This window comes from Mucilaginibacter aureus, assembly GCF_053514885.1.
Genome location: NZ_CP170601.1, coordinates 5,051,504 through 5,074,031 on the forward strand (window position 1 = coordinate 5,051,504; position 22,528 = coordinate 5,074,031).

Sequence of the window (22,528 nt, forward strand, 5' to 3'; positions counted from 1 at the left end):
GCTTTTAGCCGCATGGCTAAAGGCTTTTTTCGGTTTTAACACGTTTATGTCAAACAAAATAAGTTGCCGCACCTTGTAGTTACATACATTTACTACTATGGCAACCAGGCAAGTCAAAAAAATAGATCAGCGCAAGGCTGATACCGCAGAGATACATAAGCATAATTTGGGTGTGATGATGCCCTTTATCAAATTTGGTGTTGGCGCGATGAAGCTCATTGGACAGACACTGATCCATATTGTAAAGCATATACCCAAACCAGGGCATGATGAACCTAAAACTAAGCCCGGCGGCAGGATAATTAAACTTTAATTATTTGAAAGGAATCTTCGGGGTAACCGACTAATTGTGTTAAACGTATTTACAAAAACCATTTATCATGATTACGAAAGGAATATTGGCACGCCTGGAAGCCAAACCAGGTAAAGAAGACGAAGTTGAAGCATTTTTAAAAAGCGCACTGCCGCTTGCGCAGGCCGAAACCGGTACTGTGAGTTGGTACGCTATACGCATCAGTCACAACACTTTTGGCATATTTGATACTTTTGAAAGCGAAGATGGCCGTAAGGCCCATTTAAACGGGCCAATTGCTGCCGCTTTGATGGCTAATGCCGATAAGCTACTGGCTGCACCTCCCATCCTCGAGATGATAGAAGTACTGGCTGCAAAGTAAGATCATCATTTTAATTTTCAGGGCGCAGACGCCATACCGGGGCTGCGCCTTTTTTATCGATCAGCCTTGTAACAAGCTTACTATAACTTGTCTTTTTGACATTTTTTGACTATCTTCGGGATACCAATTGAAATCGATTTCAGCCAAATGAAAAGATCATTTTCAGTCATCCTGATAGGTTTATTGCTCATGGCAATGGCCTCGCAGGATATCCCGAAAGAAATATCCTTATGGCCTAAAGGCGCTCCTGGCTCCGAGGGTAAAACAGCTCCCGAAAAGGTAGTCAAATCAAAAAGCGGTGAGTTATCTGTATCAAGTGTCAATAATCCTTCTATCACCCCTTATCTTCCATCTGCCGATAAGGCAACCGGTGCCGCAATTATTGTAGCTCCGGGCGGCGGGCATAAAAACATGGCCATTACCCACGAGGGGTATAACGTTGCCGAATGGCTGCAGCAGCACGGCATAGCAGCATTTGTACTCAAATACCGCCTGGCTAAAGAAGAGGGCTCTACCTATACGGTTGATGGCAACGAAGTACCCGATATGCAGCGCGCCATCCGGCTGGTGCGTAGCCGTGCTAAAGAATGGGGTATTGATACCGCACGTATCGGCGTAATGGGTTTTTCGGCAGGCGGCGAACTGGCGGGCTTATGTGGGATGCGTTTTGATAACGGTCTTGCAAATCCGGTTGATGATGTCGACAGGCTAAGTTCACACCCGGCCTTCCAGGTGTTGATCTATCCGGGCAACTCCAGCAGGTTTGAAGTATCGCCTAATTCGCCGCCGGTATTTATTGCCTGCGGGTATAATGATCGTCCGGATATAGCCGAGTATATGCCCGAGTTATATCTGAAATACAAAAAATTGAAGATCCCTGCCGAACTGCATATTTACAGCGGCATTGGCCATGGTTTTGGTTTGCGCCCCACTCTAAAAGGCGCGGCAGCACAATGGCCTAACGAACTTTACGCCTGGATGCAGGACCGGGGTTTTATTAACAAGTAATGAAAAATTTCTTACTATTTCCCCCCTATTGAAGAAGATGCACGAGCCAAGATGCAAGAATCAAGACAAAACAAACTGAAAAATACCCATAAATACCCATGTCTGTAATCAAATCCTTCATAGCCCTATCTTTTTTGTGTTTTTGTTCGTTAGCCGGTATCGCGCAAAACAGTAAACCTATAATCATAACCAACAGCAGTAGCGCCGGTGCATTTCCATTGGTAAAAAGCAAAAGCGCGGCCCCGGTATGGATAGATGCGAACGAGGCCGAGGTAGTAAGTATAGCCGCAAATTGCTTTAGCAATGATGTAAAGAGCGTATCCGGCGTAACACCTGGCGTTGTTAAAAATGGAATGCCGTCGCCCTATGTGGTGATCGCCGGTACCATTGGTCATTCTAAAATGATAGACGCTATGATAGCGAACCGTCAGATAGATGTAAGCAAAGTAAAGGGTCAGTGGGAAACATTCAGTATTTCGGTAGTTGATGCGCCAACAGCTAAGATCAATAAAGCTTTAGTCATAGTCGGCAGCGACCGCCGTGGTACAGCCTATGGTTTTTTTGAACTTTCGCGGATGATCGGTGTATCGCCTTTGGTTTGGTGGGCCGATGTAACCCCGCGGCACCAGAACGAAATTTACATCACTCCGGGCACCAGCATTGTTGGTCCGCCATCGGTAAAGTTCAGAGGGATCTTTATCAATGATGAGGATTGGGGCATGCAGCCCTGGGCGGCCAAAAACATGGATAAGGATATCAAGGATATCGGTCCCAATACTTACGCCCATATTTTTGAGCTGCTGCTTCGGCTTAAAGCCAATTACATCTGGCCGGCCATGCACCCCTGCACCAAGGCTTTTTGGTTTTATAAGGAAAATCCTGCTGTTGCCGACCGTTACGCTATAGTTTTAGGCGCCAGCCACTGCGAACCTATTTTGCGTAACAATGTATTTGAATGGGCTGATAACTACGAAACCGAATTTGGCACGAAGCCGGGCGAATGGCGCTACGATGTGAATAAGCAGCAAATTGATAACTATTGGGATGTGCGGGCTAAAGAATCGGCAAAGATAGATGCGGTTTATACCGTGGGTATGCGCGGCATACATGATGGCAGTATGCCCGGCCCTAAAGATAAACGCGAAAAAATGAAGCTGCTGGAAAACGTAGTGACCAACCAGCGCGATATACTGGCTAAAGATATCGCCAAACCGGCCAATACTATTCCGCAATTGTTCTGCCCGTATAAAGAGGTGCTCGACCTGTACCAAATGAATATGAAACTGCCCGACGATATTACCATTTGCTGGGCCGATGACAATCATGGCTATATCCGCCAGGTATCCAACCCAACCGAGCAAAAGCGCAGCGGGGGCAGCGGGGTGTATTACCACTTCTCGTACTGGGGTGCACCGCACGATTTTCTGTGGTTGTCGAGCGTGTCTCCTGCCCTAACCTCGTACGAGATGAGCAAGGCTTACCAGTTTGGTGCCGATAAGGTTTGGATATTTAATGTGGGCGACTTTAAACCTGCCGAACTGGAGATCCAGTTTGCAATGGATCTGGCCTGGGACATCAAAAGATGGACGCCCGAAAAAGCACACGAATATCCTAAACAATGGGCTGCCGAAACCTTTGGGACTGAGTTTGCAGAGCCTATTGCCAGAATCAAAGCAGAGTATTACCGTTTAGCAGCATCGGCAAAACCTGAGCACGTGGATGTGGTTAGCTTTAGCGAGGCCGAAGCCGATAAACGCTTAGCTGATTATGCTCAGCTAAGCAAGGATGCTGAAGAACTGAGCCGTAAAATACCGGTCAACCTGCAGGACGCCTATTTCGAATTGATCTTATATCCCGTTAAAGGTGCAACTTTAATGAATGAGAAGATATTTTATGCGAAGAAGAGTGTGCTGGATCCACACGACAAAGATGTTTACGCATCCAAATCAAAAGCGGCCTACAATACCATTAAAGAGCTGACTAAAAAATACAACGAACAAATAGCCGGTGGTAAATGGAACGGAATTATGAGCGATCATCCCCGGGATCAGAAAGTGTTTACCATGCCCCCTACTACGGAGACAATAGCGCAAGCCGACCCTGCCAAGCCATTATCCAGCCCTGTTTTGGAGCCGTGGGCAGGTGCAGCTAAAACTATTATCGCAGCCAGCCAGTATAGCAATAAAAAAGATGCCGATGGCACACATATCGAAACCATTAGCGGATTAGGCGTCAATGCTAATGGCGTTACTGTAATGCCGATAGTAGAGAAAAGCTATGTCAATGATATCAAAGCAGCGCCGTACGTTGGGTACAAAGCCAGCCTCACCGCGGGCAGTGATAGTATTACTGTAAAATGCCTGCCTACCTTCAAACTCTACAACGGCATGGGTTTGCGTTATGCGATCTCGGTAAACGACGATACCCCGCAGGTGGTCGATATCAACGCCAAAGCAGATACTAAGGAATGGTCGCCGAATGTATTGCGGGGCTACTCCATCGGGCAAACTAAGCACCAGGTAGCCAAGGCGGGTGAAGGAACGATAAGAATCTATTTGCTCGATCCGAGTGTGGTTTTGAGCCAGGTGGAAGTGCAGTGATAATGGAAGACGGATGAGGTAAGATGGAAGATGTGAAAAAAATACTTGTTTGAAACGATATGCCTGCGTTAGCGATTGCAGCGGATACCGGCCATGTGGCTAAGGCCTGTGCAGTATGAGCGAAAAGCGCGGGCCACAGGCAACGCCCAAGAGTTCAATTATCATATTACCATTCTTATCTCACACCCTATATAAGCCCTCATTTTATATTGACATTCTCCTGATCTCAAAAAATCAAATTATCCTTAAATTCGTTACTAATTTATGAACATTCAAAAAATAACATTTGGCAACGGCTGCTTTTGGTGCACCGAAGCTATTTTTCAATCAATAAAAGGAGTAACATCGGTAAAATCAGGCTATATGGGCGGCGATAAGCCTAATCCAACCTATATGGAGGTTTGCAATGGCGATACCGGTTATGCTGAGGTTATCCAACTGGAATATAATGCCGATGAGGTATCGTTTGATACGTTGCTGCTTGCTTTCTTTAAAACGCACAACCCTACTACCTTAAACCGCCAGGGTAATGATGTAGGTACGCAATACCGTTCGGCTATATTTTACCATAACAACGAACAAAAACAACAGGCCGAAGCAATGATCAAGAGGCTGACCGACGAGCAGATTTTTGATAAACCCATCGTAACCGAAATAACTGCGGCCAGCGACTTTTACATTGCCGAAGATTATCATCAAAACTACTACAACGATAACAAGATGAAGCCTTATTGCATGTTTGTTATCCAGCCTAAGATGAACAAGTTTGCGAAGGAGTTTACAGAGATCATTAAACCGGAGTTGTTGTAAATACTGGGTGTACGGTCTGTTAAGTTTTTGTTAAGTAGGCAAATCAGTGCGGCCAATTGGTTAGCTTTGGTCAAAAAAATTGACTGCCTACCCTCATGAACAGACTTACCATCACCTTCGGTTTTATCTTAACCGCATTCACATCCATAACATTAGCGCAAACACCCGGCCCGATAGCAAATACCAACCAGGTTTTGCTGCCCAATGGCTGGAAACTGAGCCCCGCCGGGCGCTCCCTGCAATTAGGCGATCTGCCTTTAAACACACAGTTATCCGCATCGGGTAAACTGCTGGCAGTAACCAACAACGGGCAAAGCGTGCAAAGCCTGCAGCTTATCGACCCTAAAAACGAGCAATTGCTTGATCAAAAAGTGGTTGGCAAATCTTGGTATGGTATCGCCTTCAGCCGCGACGAAAAAAAGCTGTATGCCTCTGGCGGTAATGACAACTGGATACTTGCTTTCAACATTGTAGGTAACAAATTTGGCTCAGCCGATACCATCAGGTTAGGCGAGGTGTGGCCAAAAGGTAAAATATGCCCTACAGGTATTACGGTTACCCGCGATAATTCAAAACTTTATACGGTAACCAAAGAAGACAATACCCTGTACATTATCGATCCGCAAAAAAGATCGGTATTGGATAAAGTTAAACTGGACGCCGAGGCGTACAGTTGTGTGCTTTCGCCCGATGAAAAATTGTTATACATCTCTTTATGGGGCGGCCAAAAGGTAGCCGTTTACAATACCGAATCGAAAAAAGTAACCGCGGAGATCGCCACACAAGATCACCCCAACGAGTTGCTGTTAAACAAAAAAGGCACCTGGTTATTTGTAGCCAACGCTAATGATAACTCGGTATCGGTGATCAATACAGCAACCAATAGGGTTGTAGAGAGCATTAGTACCACTTTGTACCCTACACATTTAACAGGATCAACCAGTAACGGGCTTGCCTTATCGCCCGATGAAAAAACGTTATACATTGCCAATGCCGATAACAATTGCCTGGCTGTATTTGACGTAAGCGTGCCTGGCAAAAGCCATAGTAAAGGTTTTATCCCTGTGGGCTGGTACCCTACCAACGTTAAAACCTTAGGCAACAAAATTTTAGTGGCCAATGGTAAAGGTTATACCTCAATGGCTAACCCTAAAGGTCCGCAACCAGTTAAAAAAACCGATAACAGCGGTTACCAAAAAGGCGCCGTAAACAGCCGTGAGCAATATATCGGCGGTTTGTTTAAAGGTAAGTTATCGATAATTGATGTACCTAATGATATCGAACTAAAAAAATATACCACGCAGGTTTATGCTAACACGCCTTTTACTGAGCAAAAAGCGATTACGGCTGATGGTTTGGAAGGAAACCCGATCCCGCGCAAGGTAGGCGATAAATCACCCATCAAATATGTATTCTACATCATCAAAGAAAACCGCACTTACGACCAGGTTTTAGGCGATATGCCAAACGGAAACGGCGATACTTCGCTTTGCATCTTCGGCAAAAAGGTAACTCCAAATTTGCACGCGATTGCCGGCGAGTTTGTGTTAATTGACAACTTTTATGTGGATGCCGAAGTAAGTTGTGATGGCCATAGCTGGAGTACTGCCGCCTATGCTCCCGATTTTACCGAAAAAACCTGGCCTACAAGTTACGGCGGCCGCGGAGGTAATTACGATGGTGAAGGCACGCGCCTGATAGGCTACCCGCGCGATGGTTATATTTGGGATTATTGCAAACGTGCCGGTGTAAGCTACCGTACCTATGGCGAGTTTGTTGACGATGGAAAAGCCAATATCAAATCGCTGAAAAATCATTTTTGCACACAATCGCCAGGTTTCGATCTGGATATTACCGACGTGACGCGCGAAGAGATATGGGCTCACGATTTTGATTCGCTGCTGGCAAAGAAAGCTGTACCGCAATTTAACTCCATCCGTTTGGGTAATGATCATACAAGCGGGCAAAAGAAAGGTAAAATATCGCCTATAGCTGCCGTTGCCGATAACGACCAGGGCGTAGGAGCATTGATTGAACATTTATCACAAAGCCCTATCTGGAAAGAATCGGTGGTGTTTATATTGGAGGATGATGCGCAAAACGGCCCCGACCATATCGACGCGCACCGCTCGCCTGTATATGTAGCCGGCGGCTACGTAAAACGCAATGCTGTTAGCCATAGCATGTACTCCACATCGGGAGTTCTCCGCACAATGGAGCTGATATTAGGCTTACCACCGATGAGCCAGTACGATGCTGCAGCCACCCCGATGTTCGATTGTTTTAACAATACTCCCGATACCACACCTTACGTAGCCAAACCTGCCGAGGTTGATCTTCATAAACGTAACATAGCCGATAACAACAGCAGTAAACGTTCGGAGAAGTTCAACTTCGCCAAAGAAGATGCCGTGCCCGACCTGGAACTGAACGATGTAATATGGAAATATGTTAAAGGCGAAAACGCGGTAATGCCTGCACCAAAACGTAGCGCGTTTGTAATGCCGGTAAAGAAAAAGAAGGATGACGACGACTGATCTCTGTAGATCCGATCATGTTCTTACAAAAAGGTTTCTTTAAAAAGAAACCTTTTTGCTTTGCGCATAGTTGTATATTTACAATTATAAACCAACACTATTATGCCGATTATCCAAAACCAGTATCTCAAAGTATCCATCAGGCAGCAGGGGGCCGAACTAACTTCCATTTACGATAAAACCGATTCGACCGAGCATTTATGGCAGGGCGACGAAAGTATATGGCCCTGGCACGCTCCAAACCTGTTCCCGATAATTGGTGCTGCTAAAGATAACCAGATACATGTTGATGGTAACGATTACACACTTGAGCGGCATGGCTTTACACGCACATCGCATTTTCAACTGATCGAAACAAGCGATACGCACGCCAAATTTTCATTACTTTTCAGCGAAAAAACTTTGGCCGTTTACCCTTATAAATTTGAGTTTCAGATATTGTATGATCTGATAGATAATGCCCTGCGTATCACCTATAAGGTGATCAATCATGATACTAAAACCATTTATTTCTCGGTAGGTGGCCACCCTGCTTTTAATGTGCCTTTTTATAAGGGCGACGCCTACGAAGATTATTACCTGGAATTTGAACAATCAGAAAAACTTGAGAAACATGTATTGGTAGATCCGGGCTTGTTTACCGGGAAAACCGAACCGGTTAAAACCGATGGCAAAAAACTGCCCCTAACTCCCCAATTATTTGCTGCCGATGCTTTGGTATTTAAAAATATCAAATCGCGCGAGGTGCATATCAAAAGCACCAAACATAGCAAGGTGTTATCGGTTGAGTATCCGCATTTTAATTATCTTGGTATTTGGGCTAAAGTGGGCGCGCCTTTTGTATGTATTGAGCCCTGGTTAGGCTGCGCCGATACCGATGGCCGGGATGTAGATATCAAACAAAAAGAGGCTATCCAAAAAGTTGACAAAGGTCATGTTTTTGAAGCCGAGTATTTTATAACCACCAGTTTTTAAATATTTTATCCCGTAAAAAAAATTTCTGTGTTGACAACAGGTGGTTGATACACACCAGGCAAATGGCCGCGTAACGGTATATTACGAAACGGAAGTGTATCTTGGGAAAATATAATTACCCGGTTGATCCTTATATAGCTATTTTAATATTTAACAATATTTAACTCTCCCGTCTTTTGATTACTAAATTATTAGTTATATATTGAACGCATAAAACCTGCCTATGCGATTCACAATTCTGGTGATAGTTTTCTTGTGTTTAAGTACTATTGCTGTATTTGCACAAAACAGTTATAGTATTAAAGGCCTTATAGCTGATTCGGCCTCGAACGGTAAAATGCAAAACACCACTATTTGCATACTCAACGCAAAAGATTCAACCCTATATCAATTTACCCGCGCCGGTGTTAACGGCTCTTTTTCAATAAACAACCTTCATAAGGGCAAATTTTTGCTGCTAGTTAGCTATCCCGAATACGCCGACTATGTTGAGGCTTTTCAACTCGACTCTGTAAAAAGGGAAAAGAATTTTGGTAAGATCAACCTTACCTTAAAATCGAAACTATTGAGCGAGGTAATGATCAAGGGTACAAAGGCACAGATCAAAATAAACGGCGACACTACCGAATTTAATGCTTCGAGCTTCACTGTACAACCCAATGCCAAGGTGGAAGACTTGCTAAAGCAACTCCCGGGTATTACAGTGGATAAGGATGGCAAAATAACGGCACAAGGCCAGGCAGTAAATAAAGTTTTGGTAGATGGTGAAGAGTTTTTTGGCGACGACCCTACCCTGGTTACCAAAAACCTACGCGCCGATATGGTTGATAAGGTGCAGTTGTATGATAAAAAAAGCGACCAGGCTGCCTTTACAGGGATTGACGACGGGGTTAAAAATAAAACCATCAACATCAAACTTAAGGAAGATAAAAAGAACGGTTACTTTGGTAAAGTAGATGTCGGTGTGGGTAGTGATGGATTTTATCAGGGACAGGGCTTGTTCAATAAGTTCACAGCAAAATTTAAGCTTTCTGCTTATGTTACCCTGGCTAATACCGGTAAAACGGGTTTAAGTTGGGAAGATAACAGCAAATACGGCGCCGGATCTGACAACGTGCAGGTAAGCGACGACGGCGGTATTTATATAACCGGTGGTGGCGGTGATGAGCTCGAATCATTCGGTGGTAATTATAACGGCCGGGGCATACCGTTGGCGCGTACCGGGGGCGCACATTACGATACCAAAGTCACTAATAACAAAGCCACACTAAATACCAACTATAAAATAGGCGAGCTTACAGTTGATGGGAATAATACAAGCCTTACTCAAAACAACTTACCGGGTAATGTATTAAACAGTAACTCGAGCCAGGATTATCATAATTATATATTCAGGCAAAAGCTCGATGTAGCCTATAATCTCAAAATTGATACCACGGCCAATTTGAAAATAACTGCCGATGGCACCATGAAACACGGCACAACCAATAGCAAATATAACACATCCAGCTATCGCAACACCGATATCCTGCTTAACGCTGGTAACCGCAGCATAAACAATACCAGCGATACCAAAATATTTAATGCCAGCGTATTTTACAGTAAAAAACTAAAGAAAAAAGGCCGTACATTCTCAATAAGTGTAAATGGCGGGTATAATGAGGTTGATACCTACGGTTACCTAAATTCGTCTATCAAGTTTTATAACAATACCAGCGCCGGCGATACTACACAATTGATAAACCAGTATAAAACCAGTAATACTAAAACTTCAGTATTTAACTCAAATTTCACCTATACCGAGCCTTTGAACAAATATCTCACCCTGGCGTTAAATTATGGGTTGAACGTTAATAATGGCACATCCAACAGGGTAACGCAAGATCAAACACCGGCAACAGGCGAATACGACCACTTTAACAGCTTGTTAAGCAATAATTTTAAGCTCGAACAGTTATCAAATCAGGGTGGAGCTACCTTTAACTTAAAAAAAGGCAAGGCTACAGTAAATGTGGGTACTAAGGTAACGGCCGTAAATTTCGATCAAACCAACGAATATACAAGTGCAGTTTTTAAACGTAACTTTTTAAACTGGAATCCCAGCGGGTATTATCAATACAATTTCTCGCAAAGGCATTCTATCCGCTTCGGCTATAACGGCAACACAACCCAACCTACTATCGATCAGATCCAGCCTGTATTTACCAACACCGACCCATTGAATCTTACTTTAGGTAATCCAAATCTTCGGCCATCGTTCAATAATAGCTTTAACTTTTATTACAACACTTATAAGGTTTTAAGCGACCAGTATTTTTACATCAGCGGCTCATACTCGTTTAGGGTAAACCCTATAGTGAGCAACACCGTTACCGATTACACCACAGGTAAAACAGTTTACCGGTACTCTAATCTTACCGATAGAAACTCTTCAAACTTTTCTCTGTACTCAAACTTTGGCCGTAAAGTTAAGGCCCTGGGCGATATTAATCTTGGTTTAAACACCAATATTAATGGCAACATATCCTACAATTACTCAAATGACACCTTAAATACTACAAAAAACAGCACTTATGGCATACAGTTCAATGTATCAAGGTATATTGAGAAAAAGTTTGATATCTATTTTAATTTTGGCCCCAATTACACAGTCAGCGGTTCTTCATTGCAGCCTGGTATCAACAATAATGGTTTCGGTCTTAACGGGTACTCGTACTTTAATCTATACCTGCCAGGCAGCTTCGAGATAAATTATGAGGCTAACTACCAATTCAGGGGCAAAACCCAGTCATTCGATCAGGATTTTAATCAGTTGTTATTAAATGCCACCATCAGCAAAAAACTCCTGAAAGAAAAAAATCTTAAAATATCTGCTACCGGCAATGATCTTTTAAATCAAAATTCAGGCTTTAATCGCAATGCTAACGGAAGCACTATCTACCAAAACAGTTATACTACCATTAAACGATATTTCTTATTTTCTATAACTTACGATTTCAGTCATTTTGGTGGCGGTATCGAAAAAAAATGATCCTGTTATGAAACGTCTGTCCATCATCACACTACTTTTAGTACTGCCATGCGGTTTTCTCTATGCGCAAAATGCGCACTTCTCGATCAATGGTGTTATTGAATACCAAAAGAGCGTGAATATGTTCGCACTGATGAAAAAAAACATCAACAAGGATAACGAAAGTTATATGCAGCCTGCATACGAAAGCTACATTAAAAGCCAACCGCAATTTAAAATATTAAAAAGCACACTTACCTTTTCAAAGGATAATACCACGCTATTTATCCCTATCGAGCCCGAAACGCCATCAAATGGTTTTGGAGGTAATATTATGGCCGAGCAGAATAACATTATTTATACCGATGTAAATAATCACACCAGTATTTGCCAGAAAAAAGTATACGAAGAAACTTTTTTAGTTAAGGACAGTACCCGTAAGATCAATTGGAAGATAACCAGCGAAACCCGCGATATTGCCGGTTTTAAATGTCGCCGCGCCAACGCTTTGATTATGGATTCGATATACGTTGTAGCATTTTATACCGATGAGATACCTATTTCAGGTGGCCCGGAGTCGTTTACCGGTTTACCCGGGATGATATTGGGCGTGGCCCTACCTCACGAAAACATTACCTGGTTTGCCACTAAGGTAACCGATATGTTGGCAAGTCAAAAACCATTGGCCCCGCCTACAAAAGGAAAACCTATTGACAATAAAGGATTGGCCAAAATTTTACAAGGTGCTTTAAAAGATTGGGGCACTTACGCGCACTCGGCACTAAAGGCGTTTTCTTTGTAGATATTATCTCTGAAAATTAATGGTAAATTTAATTACATATATTTAGTAATGCGTAATTTACTGTTGCTGTTAGGTTTATTGCTGATACTGGCAAATGTTTCATGTAGCCGAACTGGCTTAAAAAAATATTATACCCGCATCTCTGCAGAAGAGTTTGCAAGTTACGATTCAACTTCGATCATAGCTACCTCAAAGTACGGGGTAATATATCATGCATTTACACATGCGCAGGGTAGACTACTCACCAGCTTCAAAGTTGATTTTTGGGTGTTCGAGAAATATGATGGCAAGAAAAAGTTAGGGCTTTACAAATTAGACCCATCAACTGAACTTAAAAATGATTCCACCCTCATATTTTATGGAATGCCTTTAAAAGTAGCCGGCGATACTTCAAACTGGCCAAAAGGCATCTGGTTTTATCAGAGCAAAAAAGGTAATGAAAGTACTTTTCAAATAGACTCTATGCCTAAACCGCCCCTTTCTGCAGATCCACAAAAGCTATCGCCGGGGATATATCTTTACGATGCAGGTAAGTTCATAAGATTGTCCTCATCCCAGTCGGAAGAGGCATTTAGTGAGTTAGAGCGTAGTGGGTTTTACTATTTGCCTCCGCCAGGTCGTTTTTATATTGTAGCAAGCTTAAAAGATATTATATAGCTTTTCAACCTATAGAGTCACCATTCATTTCTGTTTTTGGATTAATACTTGCTTTACGTGCAACATTGTATACTTCAATAAATAATACCAGGCTTATAACAAAAGGTAATTTAATTAAGAAGCTTTCATTAACAAGCAACCAGGCATAGCCAAAATTATCATATAATCTGGGACTTATTATCGGGATGGCGAATGCTAATATAGTGAGCGCCGAGAATGCAATAAAGTGTCTGCGTATAATTCGCTCTCTAACAAAGAAAAGGCAAAAAAGAGCCAAAATTGATAATATCCGATTAATGGATATGAGCCATTCAAAAGAATGAAAGTTTATGGCCCTGAATAGCGCAGGTGATAATTGTACTGACCATGCTAACAGCGGTATACTAATTTTAACCACAATAGAAAGCAAACAGATCAATCTTACCCATTTACGTTCTTTAAACTTTACCAAAACCCAATACAATCCGAAAAACACAACATTTTCCGTTATCATAAAAACTGTAAGTGTTAGATAATACAAAAAGGGACTTAGAGTTACCGGTGTTTTAAAGCTTTTGAAGATAGTTTCATGGCAGCAGATAAAATACCATATATCAAATAACACTAAAAACGAATTTACAGCTACCAGAAATAATGCTATGCGTTTGCTGATTTCCACAGCATTAATATAGGAAATATTATTGAAGACGCTATGGTAAGTATGAAAACAAACCGCTATAAAACAACAAACCCCACTAAGCAATGCTTAGCAGGGTTGTTTTAAGATTGGGCACCGACTTACTCTCCCACGTATTACCGCAGTACCATCAGCTCTGGCGGGCTTAACTTCTCTGTTCGGAATGGGAAGAGGTGGACACCGCCGATATAGGCACCTGAATTTCTTCAGTGGTTAGCTTGCGCTAACGCTATATACTGTATTAGAATATTTTATAGTTTGTGATTCGCTTTACCGAACCCATAAACTAAGACATGATTGAAAGAAGTAAGTTTAAGAGAAAACAACAGCTTTGTTGTTGCGGGTGTACCGGAAAGGTACACCCACTATTACCTGCTATGAGAAAGCTTCGGGTTATTAGTATTACTCGGCTATGATGTCACCACCTTTACACCTGTAACCTATCAACGTAGTAGTCTGCTACGACCCTCAATGGAAGTCTCATCTTGTGGCTAGTTTCGCACTTAGATGCTTTCAGCGCTTATCTATTCCCAACGTAGCTACTCTGCAATACAGCTGGCGCCATAACAGATTCACCAGAGGTTAGTCCAACCCGGTCCTCTCGTACTAAGGTCAGCCCCACTCAAACTTCCAACGCCCACAACAGATAGGGACCGAACTGTCTCGCGACGTTCTGAACCCAGCTCGCGTGCCACTTTAATGAGCGAACAGCTCAACCCTTGGGACCTTCTCCAGCCCCAGGATGTGACGAGCCGACATCGAGGTGCCAAACCTCCCCGTCGATATGAGCTCTTGGGGGAGATCAGCCTGTTATCCCCAGCGTACCTTTTATCCTTTGAGCGATGGCCCTTCCATGCAGAACCACCGGATCACTATATCCGTCTTTCGACCCTGCTCGGCTTGTCTGCCTCACAGTCAAGCAAGCTTATGCTATTGCACTCCCCGTACGGTTACCAAGCGTACTGAGCTTACCTTTGAAAGCCTCCGTTACCTTTTTGGAGGCGACCACCCCAGTCAAACTACCCGCCAAACAATGTCCTCCCGTTTCGAGAGTTAGACACCAAATACAGAAAGGGTGGTATTTCAACGTTGACTAACCGACTCCTAGCGAAGCCGGATCACAGTCTCCCACCTATCCTACACATCCTGTATCCGATATCAATGTTAAGTTGTAGTGAAGGTGCATGGGGTCTTTCCGTCCCGTTGCGGGTAACCGGCGTCTTCACCGATACCACAATTTCACCGAGCTCATGGCTGAGACAGCGCCCAGATCGTTACACCATTCGTGCAGGTCGGAACTTACCCGACAAGGAATTTCGCTACCTTAGGACCGTTATAGTTACGGCCGCCGTTTACTGGGGCTTCGATTCAATGCTTCGCCTTGCGACTAACATCCCCTCTTAACCTTCCAGCACCGGGCAGGTGTCAGGCCTTATACGTCATCTCTCGATTTTGCAAAGCCATGTGTTTTTGTTAAACAGTCGCCTGGGCCTTTTCACTGCGGCTGATATTGCTATCAGCGCCCCTTCTCCCGAAGTTACAGGGCCATTTTGCCGAGTTCCTTAGCCATGATTCACTCGAGCACCTTAGGATTCTCTCCTCGACTACCTGTGTCGGTTTACGGTACGGGTTTTTATAACCTGAAGCTTAGCGGGTTTTCTTGGAAGTCTGATTACCTGAACTATTACCTTACCCGAAGGCTCAGTATACTATCAGCTTTCAGCAAAGACTGCGGACTTACCTACAATCCCTATACCTACGGCCTTTAACGATCTATTCCGTCAGATCGCGTCAGTGTCACTACTCCGTCACCGCATCGCAGTTATAAAAAGTACTGGAATATTAACCAGTTGTCCATCGGCTACGCCCTTCGGCTTCACCTTAGGCCCCGACTAACCCTGATCCGATTAGCGTTGATCAGGAAACCTTAGTCTTTCGGTGGGCGGGTTTCTCTCCCGCCTTATCGTTACTTATGCCTACATTTGCTTTTCTACAAGGTCCACAGTAACTTACGTATCTGCTTCGCCCCCTGTAGAATGCTCCCCTACCAGTGCAATAAATTGCAATCCATAGCTTCGGTATACCACTTGATGCCCGTTTATTATCCATGCCCGATCGCTCGACTAGTGAGCTGTTACGCACTCTTTAAATGAATGGCTGCTTCCAAGCCAACATCCTAGCTGTCTGTGCAATCGGACCTCGTTAGTTCAACTTAGCGGTAATTTAGGGACCTTAGCTGATGGTCTGGGTTCTTTCCCTCTCGGCCTTGGACCTTAGCACCCAAAGCCTCACTCCAGCGTATATTATATAGCATTCGGAGTTTATCTGGATTTGGTAGGATTTGACTCCCCCGCACCCAATTAGTAGCTCTACCTCTATATAACTCAACCGCCAGGCTGTTCCTAAAAACATTTCGGGGAGTACGAGCTATTTCCCAGTTTGATTAGCCTTTCACCCCTACCCACAGATCATCCGGAAACTTTTCAACGTTTATCGGTTCGGTCCTCCAGTACCTGTTACGGCACCTTCAACCTGTCCATGGGTAGATCACAAGGTTTCGCGTCTACCCCCTCTGACTGCACGCCCTATTCAGACTCGCTTTCGCTTCGGCTGCGTGACTTAATCACTTAACCTTGCCAGAGAGGAGTAACTCGTAGGCTCATTATGCAAAAGGCACGCCGTCACGGAACAAGTCCGCTCCGACCGCTTGTAAGTACACGGTTTCAGGTTCTATTTCACTCCCCTGTTCGGGGTTCTTTTCACCTTTCCCTCACGGTACTGGTTCACTATCGGTCTCTCAGGAGTATTTAGCCTTACCGGATGGTGCCGGCAAATTCCCACAAGGCGTCTCCGACCTCGCGGTACTCAGGATACCACTATCCTATTATTACTTACTCTTACGCAGCTCTCATGCTCTATGGCCGGGTTTCCCACCCCGTTCAGATTCATTTTAATATTCATGTTGTGGTCCTATAACCCCCATTATGCCGTAACATAATAGGTTTGGGCTTCTTCCCTTTCGCTCGCCACTACTCAGGAAATCACTGTTGTTTTCTCTTCCTCTGCTTACTTAGATGTTTCAGTTCAGCAGGTTTGCGCATTTATGCAACTATTCTTCAAATAGTTAGGTTTCCCCATTCGGAAATCTGCGGATCAATTCATATTTGCTAATCCCCGCAGCTTATCGCAGCTTATCACGTCCTTCATCGCCTCTGAGAGCCAAGGCATCCCCCGTGTACCCTTTCTTACTTTCTTCTACGATACCGCCTTTTGCTCGGTATGTATGCTTTTTGATTGGATTGCCGTTCTCCAGTATTTTCCAGTTAATATCCAGTACTTAGACTTGCGTTTCCATACTTTTTATTTCACTGTTCCGTACTTTCAAAGCCAACAACCGTCTCTACTGTTGTTTTCTCTTTTATTACTTCTTCCAATATGTCAAAGAACGTTTACCCCGGTCCCCGCATTGCGCGGTCGCCTTTACCAATATCTCACCTTTGTTAAGGTATGAGTGGGAATGTGGAGAATAACGGATTCGAACCGTTGACCCCCTGCGTGCAAGGCAGGTGCTCTAGCCAGCTGAGCTAATCCCCCTAAAGTCAAGTTTTCTTTTTGTTCATTCGTTCACTCGTCATTTGTTCATTGGTATCCTTTTGCAAAGACTAATGAACTACTGAACTGATGAACCATTGAACCAAAAGTGTAGTCCGGAGCAGATTTGAACTGCTGACCCCTACATTATCAGTGTAGTGCTCTAACCAAACTGAGCTACCGGACTCTATTTGTTGTCAGTTGTGAGTTGTCAGTGGTCAGTTTGGGTTAGCCGCTTTTGCTAACTAACTTTTCACTTGCTTCCTTCAACTTTCAACTGCCAGCATTGTCCTGTGCCTTTCGGTTACAGCCACTGTGGCTTGTCTTTTGGGTGTTTTTTTATAAAAAGAAATAGACATGTGCGTAGCGGCATATGCGCCGCTCTTAAAGAGTGAGTATTGATACCTGCTCCAGAAAGGAGGTATTCCAGCCGCACCTTCCGGTACGGCTACCTTGTTACGACTTAGCCCCAGTTACCGGTTTTACCCTAGACGGCTCCTTGCGGTTACCGGCTTCAGGTACCCCCAGCTTCCATGGCTTGACGGGCGGTGTGTACAAGGCCCGGGAACGTATTCACCGCGTCATTGCTGATACGCGATTACTAGCGAATCCAACTTCACGGGGTCGAGTTGCAGACCCCGATCCGAACTGTGATCAGCTTTGTGAGATTGGCATCCTGTTGCCAGGTAGCTGCCCTCTGTACTGACCATTGTAGCACGTGTGTAGCCCCGGACGTAAGGGCCATGATGACTTGACGTCGTCCCCTCCTTCCTCTCTACTTGCGTAGGCAGTCTGTTTAGAGTCCCCACCTTAACGTGCTGGCAACTAAACATAGGGGTTGCGCTCGTTGCGGGACTTAACCCAACACCTCACGGCACGAGCTGACGACAGCCATGCAGCACCTAGTTTCGTGTCCCGAAGGACTGATCCGTCTCTGAATCATTCACTAACTTTCAAGCCCGGGTAAGGTTCCTCGCGTATCATCGAATTAAACCACATGCTCCTCCGCTTGTGCGGGCCCCCGTCAATTCCTTTGAGTTTCACCCTTGCGGGCGTACTCCCCAGGTGGAACACTTAACGCTTTCGCTTAGACGCTAACTGTATATCGCTAACATCGAGTGTTCATCGTTTAGGGCGTGGACTACCAGGGTATCTAATCCTGTTTGATCCCCACGCTTTCGTGCCTCAGCGTCAATTAAACCATAGTAAGCTGCCTTCGCAATTGGTGTTCTGTGACATATCTATGCATTTCACCGCTACTTGTCACATTCCGCCTACCTCTAGTCCATTCAAGCCCATCAGTATCAAAGGCACTGCGATAGTTAAGCTACCGTCTTTCACCCCTGACTTAATAGGCCGCCTACGCACCCTTTAAACCCAATAAATCCGGATAACGCTTGGATCCTCCGTATTACCGCGGCTGCTGGCACGGAGTTAGCCGATCCTTATTCTCAGAGTACATTCAGCTCCGGTCACGACCGGAGGTTTATTCCCCTGCAAAAGCAGTTTACAACCCGTAGGGCCGTCTTCCTGCACGCGGCATGGCTGGTTCAGGCTTCCGCCCATTGACCAATATTCCTTACTGCTGCCTCCCGTAGGAGTCTGGTCCGTGTCTCAGTACCAGTGTGGGGGGTCATCCTCTCAGATCCCCTAGACATCGTCGCCTTGGTGGGCCGTTACCCCGCCAACTAGCTAATGTCCCGCATGCCCATCTTATCCCTATAAATATTTGATTATTAAATAATGCTATTCAATAATGTTATGCGGTGTTAATCTCTCTTTCGAGAGGCTATCCCCCTGGATAAGGTAGGTTACATACGTGTTACGCACCCGTGCGCCACTCTCATTAGGAGCAAGCTCCCAAATCCCGTCCGACTTGCATGTATTAGGCCTGCCGCTAGCGTTCATCCTGAGCCAGGATCAAACTCTCCATTGTAAATGTTAAGTTTTTAATCACTGACTCTACTTTATTTCTATTGTAGAATCTGTATTTGTATATCTTTATACAGTTATCTACTCCTCTTTATTGTTCGTTACATAACTTCGATATTGCTATCTCCGCTACGCATCATGTTACTCCTTTTAAAGAACTTTTCGATCCACCTTCACGGCTTCTCTATATATCTATCTAAGTATTGCACTTAGTAAATCTTCTTGTTTGTGAATCACAAAATCGCTCTGTGATTGTTGAGATTCGCATCTCTTTTTGTTAAGCTTTTCAGCTCCTTTCCCTCTTCTCTCTCACCCACTTCAAGCTTTGTGCCCTCCGCTTTTCCCCAGCTTTCTATCTTTCGATTTTCTCAGCTTTTTCGATCCCTCGTTTTGGGACTGCAAAGGTAACAACCTTTTTCTTTATTTCCAAAAAATATTTTTATTTATTTTTTGGACCCTTTTTGAAGAATTCGCTTCTTCTGATCGGGGCTGCAAAGGTAGTAATTTTGTTATTTGTGTCAAGGAAAATTTTATATTTTTTTAACCTTGTTTCAACCTCTGCTTATTTCAAAAAACGCTCCCTTTTTCGATTTGGGATTGCAAATGTAATGAGAAAACAGCTATCCTACCAAACAAAAAATGAAGATTTTCGCATATTTGTTGTAACTCATTGTTTTATAGCATGCCCAATATGCTAACCCGATGCGGTGAGAGAACCTTTTTATGAGCTATAAGGCAGTTTGCAGCGCCAACTTCCTTTAAATTGCGGGGAAAGACAGGAATAAAAATATTGATCGGGCGGCGTTTTTTATCGGCCATTGTGAATAAATGGCCAGAAAAGCATCCCGCAAAAGCGGTATTAGTATTGTCCTGTGGATAACAAAACCAAAGTGCAGGCATATAAAGTTTCTATTCCATGCTCATTTGCCATGCGTTTTAATTCGGCATTCTCGGTTCCGGGGTTAAAAATGATACGCTTTGGATGGGTCTCCAAAATGTAATTATATAATGAGGGTTGGTTTTGCGGACCAACATATAAGGTAACCGTATCCACATCGTGATGAATGGCTTCGGGTTTCTCTATCGGCACACCGGCAACCTCTCCCTTTTTTATGCCTACATTAATAATAGTATGGCCCTTGCTCACCAGGCGGTTTGAAGCCAGGTTAGCGTAACGGCTTTCATCGGGTGTGGCACCTAATACCAAAGTTTTTCTATTGGCCATTGCTCAGTTTATTTAATAATACAATTTGCCCGGTGTGGTAAACATGGTGTTGGATCAACCCGGTAACCATCGCTTCGTAACTTGCTTCATAGCCTGTGTATATTCCACGAGGGTCGTTAGTAGGGGTATTCCATTTATCTTCCGGAAAATCACTGATGAGTTGTAACAGTTCAACATTAACCAGCTTAAAGTTATTAATCAATTGCTGCAGATTTTGTTCGCTGGGTTCGCCGACCTCGGGCCAGTCGCCAGCTGCAGGTATCGAAGCCACATTACCCTGCACGCGACTGATCACCTCTTCTGTCCACGCCAGCATGTGCATCAAAATTGCTGCAATACTGTTTGAAGCGCCGGGCAATTTTTGGTAAGCCGAATCGAAAGATAACCCATCGATAACATTATAAATAGGCGAACCGTACCAGGCATGGCCATACAATGCGGTACTTAATTGGTTATATAGTCTCTCAGAATTGGTCATGACAGTATTTTAAAAGCTGCCGAAGCACAGTTGATACCATCTATTGCAGCAGAAATTATGCCACCCGCGTAACCAGCGCCTTCGCCGCAAGGAAATAACCCTGTAATTTGCGGGTGCTGAAGGGTTTCTTTATCGCGAGGAACTTTTACGGGTGACGATGTGCGCGACTCTACTCCCACCAAAATGGCTTCATTGGTATAGTACCCCCTCATTTTTCGACCAAAGGCAGGTAATGCTTTACGCAACCGCTCATTGATCCATTTTGGCAAAACTTCTTTAAGCTGTACACTTTTGGTGCCGGGCAGGTAGGAGTTTACGGGTAGGTCGGCCGAAAGGCGATTTTCAAAAAAATCAACCATGCGCTGAGCTGGGGCCACCAGGTTACCGCCGCCCGCTTTAAAAGCTGCCTGCTCTATCTGATGCTGAAAGTTCAGCATACGGAACGGATCATCGGCCTTACCGGCGACATCTTCGAGATTAACCTGTACAACCGTGCCCGAATTGGCAAAAGGGTTGTTGCGTTTTGACGGACTCCAGCCGTTAACCACGATCTCGTTATAATCGGTTGCGCAAGGCGCGATGATGCCGCCCGGGCACATGCAAAACGAAAACACACCACGATCATCGACCTGTTCGACCAGGTTATAATAGGATGGCGGTAAAAATTCGCCGCGGTTTTCGCAGTGATATTGTGCCTGATCGATAATTTGTTGCTGATGCTCAATACGCACGCCTAATGCAAAGGCCTTAGGCTCGATCAATACTTCCTGATTGTGCAGCATCTCGAAAACGTCGCGGGCCGAATGGCCGGTAGCTAATATAACAGCATTGGCGTTGACCTCATTGCCTGTAGCGGTTTTAACACCCTGTATTTTATCGAATTTAATATTCAAGCCGGTTACTTTGGTATCAAAATGAATTTCGCCGCCTGCATTGCGAATGGTATCGGCCATAGCCGTGATGATTTGCGGGAGTTTATTGGTGCCTATGTGCGGCCTTGCATCTATTAATATATCCGCGGAAGCGCCGTGAGCAACAAAAGCTTTAAGTACTTCGTTTACATCACCGCGTTTGGTTGAGCGGGTATACAGTTTACCGTCGGAATAAGTACCTGCCCCGCCTTCGCCAAAGCAGTAGTTTGATTCGGGGTTGATGATGCCTTGCTTATTGATATCGGCCAGATCGCGGCGGCGGCGTTTAACATCTTTACCCCGCTCCAACACTATCGGCTTTAAGCCTAATTGAACGCATTGTAAAGCAGCGAACAATCCGGCGGGGCCGGCTCCTATAATAATAACAGGCCTGGCGTTACTGACATTTTGATAGTTTACCGTGTAAACATCTGCCACGGGCTGCTCGTCGATAAAAACTTTTATTTGCAGCCGGTAAATAACTTTACGGCCGCGCGCGTCGATAGATCTTTTAAGTATCTTTATAGCAAATACCTTGTTTAAAGGGAATTTGAGCGTCGCCGATACTATCTTCTTTAAAGCAGCCTCGTCTTCGTGCTCATGTGGCAGGCAGGTTATTTCAATGTCTTTAGTCATATTATG

At 44.4% G+C, this 22,528-nt stretch carries 13 protein-coding genes, 2 tRNA genes and 3 rRNA genes; 10 read left to right on the forward strand and 8 right to left on the reverse strand.

Features of this window, described 5'->3' with window-relative positions; genetic code table 11:
* Positions 1-97: 97 nt before the first annotated feature.
* The 10 genes from ACFGVR_RS21690 to ACFGVR_RS21735 all read left to right on the forward strand — a co-directional run bounded on the left by ACFGVR_RS21690 (position 98) and on the right by ACFGVR_RS21735 (position 13,073).
* On the forward strand, positions 98-313 hold the full coding sequence (locus tag ACFGVR_RS21690) for a hypothetical protein (protein WP_448699707.1): 216 nt from the start codon (positions 98-100) through the stop codon (positions 311-313).
* 67 nt (positions 314-380) lie between these two features.
* Positions 381-674 (forward strand): putative quinol monooxygenase, encoded by a 294-nt coding sequence (locus tag ACFGVR_RS21695; protein ID WP_448699709.1) that lies wholly within the window; start codon positions 381-383, stop codon positions 672-674.
* A gap of 147 nt (positions 675-821) precedes the next feature.
* Entirely contained in the window at positions 822-1,682 is an 861-nt protein-coding gene (locus ACFGVR_RS21700) for an alpha/beta hydrolase (protein ID WP_448699711.1), read from the forward strand.
* A gap of 98 nt (positions 1,683-1,780) precedes the next feature.
* Positions 1,781-4,282: a glycosyl hydrolase 115 family protein gene (locus tag ACFGVR_RS21705; protein ID WP_448699713.1), complete on the forward strand. Its 2,502-nt coding sequence runs from the start codon at positions 1,781-1,783 to the stop codon at positions 4,280-4,282.
* Between the two features lie 264 nt (positions 4,283-4,546).
* Positions 4,547-5,092 (forward strand): peptide-methionine (S)-S-oxide reductase MsrA, encoded by a 546-nt coding sequence (gene msrA / locus ACFGVR_RS21710; RefSeq protein ID WP_448699715.1) that lies wholly within the window; start codon positions 4,547-4,549, stop codon positions 5,090-5,092.
* Between the two features lie 95 nt (positions 5,093-5,187).
* Complete coding sequence (locus ACFGVR_RS21715; protein WP_448699717.1) at positions 5,188-7,629, forward strand: beta-propeller fold lactonase family protein; 2,442 nt, start codon at positions 5,188-5,190, stop codon at positions 7,627-7,629.
* A 102-nt stretch (positions 7,630-7,731) separates the two neighbouring features.
* Entirely contained in the window at positions 7,732-8,604 is an 873-nt protein-coding gene (locus ACFGVR_RS21720) for an aldose 1-epimerase family protein (protein ID WP_448699719.1), read from the forward strand.
* Positions 8,605-8,827: 223 nt separating this feature from the next.
* Positions 8,828-11,635, forward strand: a complete 2,808-nt coding sequence (locus ACFGVR_RS21725; RefSeq protein ID WP_448699721.1) for an outer membrane beta-barrel protein — start codon at positions 8,828-8,830, stop codon at positions 11,633-11,635.
* 7 nt (positions 11,636-11,642) lie between these two features.
* Positions 11,643-12,416: a GLPGLI family protein gene (locus ACFGVR_RS21730; RefSeq protein WP_448699723.1), complete on the forward strand. Its 774-nt coding sequence runs from the start codon at positions 11,643-11,645 to the stop codon at positions 12,414-12,416.
* Between the two features lie 48 nt (positions 12,417-12,464).
* Entirely contained in the window at positions 12,465-13,073 is a 609-nt protein-coding gene (locus ACFGVR_RS21735) for a hypothetical protein (RefSeq protein ID WP_448699725.1), read from the forward strand.
* A gap of 764 nt (positions 13,074-13,837) precedes the next feature.
* Here ACFGVR_RS21735 and rrf read toward each other — a convergent pair.
* The 8 genes from rrf to ACFGVR_RS21775 form a co-directional block, all read right to left on the reverse strand.
* Positions 13,838-13,949 (reverse strand): 5S ribosomal RNA (rrf, locus tag ACFGVR_RS21740).
* A 177-nt stretch (positions 13,950-14,126) separates the two neighbouring features.
* Positions 14,127-17,004: ribosomal RNA gene (locus tag ACFGVR_RS21745) — 23S ribosomal RNA — on the reverse strand.
* Positions 17,005-17,269: 265 nt separating this feature from the next.
* A tRNA-Ala gene (locus ACFGVR_RS21750) sits at positions 17,270-17,343 on the reverse strand.
* Positions 17,344-17,452: 109 nt separating this feature from the next.
* Positions 17,453-17,527 (reverse strand) — tRNA-Ile (locus ACFGVR_RS21755).
* A gap of 227 nt (positions 17,528-17,754) precedes the next feature.
* A 16S ribosomal RNA gene (locus tag ACFGVR_RS21760) occupies positions 17,755-19,276 on the reverse strand.
* Together the 16S, 23S and 5S rRNA genes with 2 tRNA genes alongside form the textbook arrangement of a ribosomal RNA operon.
* A gap of 855 nt (positions 19,277-20,131) precedes the next feature.
* On the reverse strand, positions 20,132-20,497 hold the full coding sequence (locus tag ACFGVR_RS21765) for a CoA-binding protein (RefSeq protein WP_448699727.1): 366 nt from the start codon (positions 20,495-20,497) through the stop codon (positions 20,132-20,134).
* Positions 20,487-20,975: a DinB family protein gene (locus ACFGVR_RS21770; protein ID WP_448699729.1), complete on the reverse strand. Its 489-nt coding sequence runs from the start codon at positions 20,973-20,975 to the stop codon at positions 20,487-20,489. The genes ACFGVR_RS21765 and ACFGVR_RS21770 overlap by 11 nt, the downstream gene beginning before the upstream one ends.
* Positions 20,972-22,522 (reverse strand): NAD(P)/FAD-dependent oxidoreductase, encoded by a 1,551-nt coding sequence (locus tag ACFGVR_RS21775; protein WP_448699731.1) that lies wholly within the window; start codon positions 22,520-22,522, stop codon positions 20,972-20,974. The genes ACFGVR_RS21770 and ACFGVR_RS21775 overlap by 4 nt, the downstream gene beginning before the upstream one ends.
* Positions 22,523-22,528: the final 6 nt, after the last annotated feature.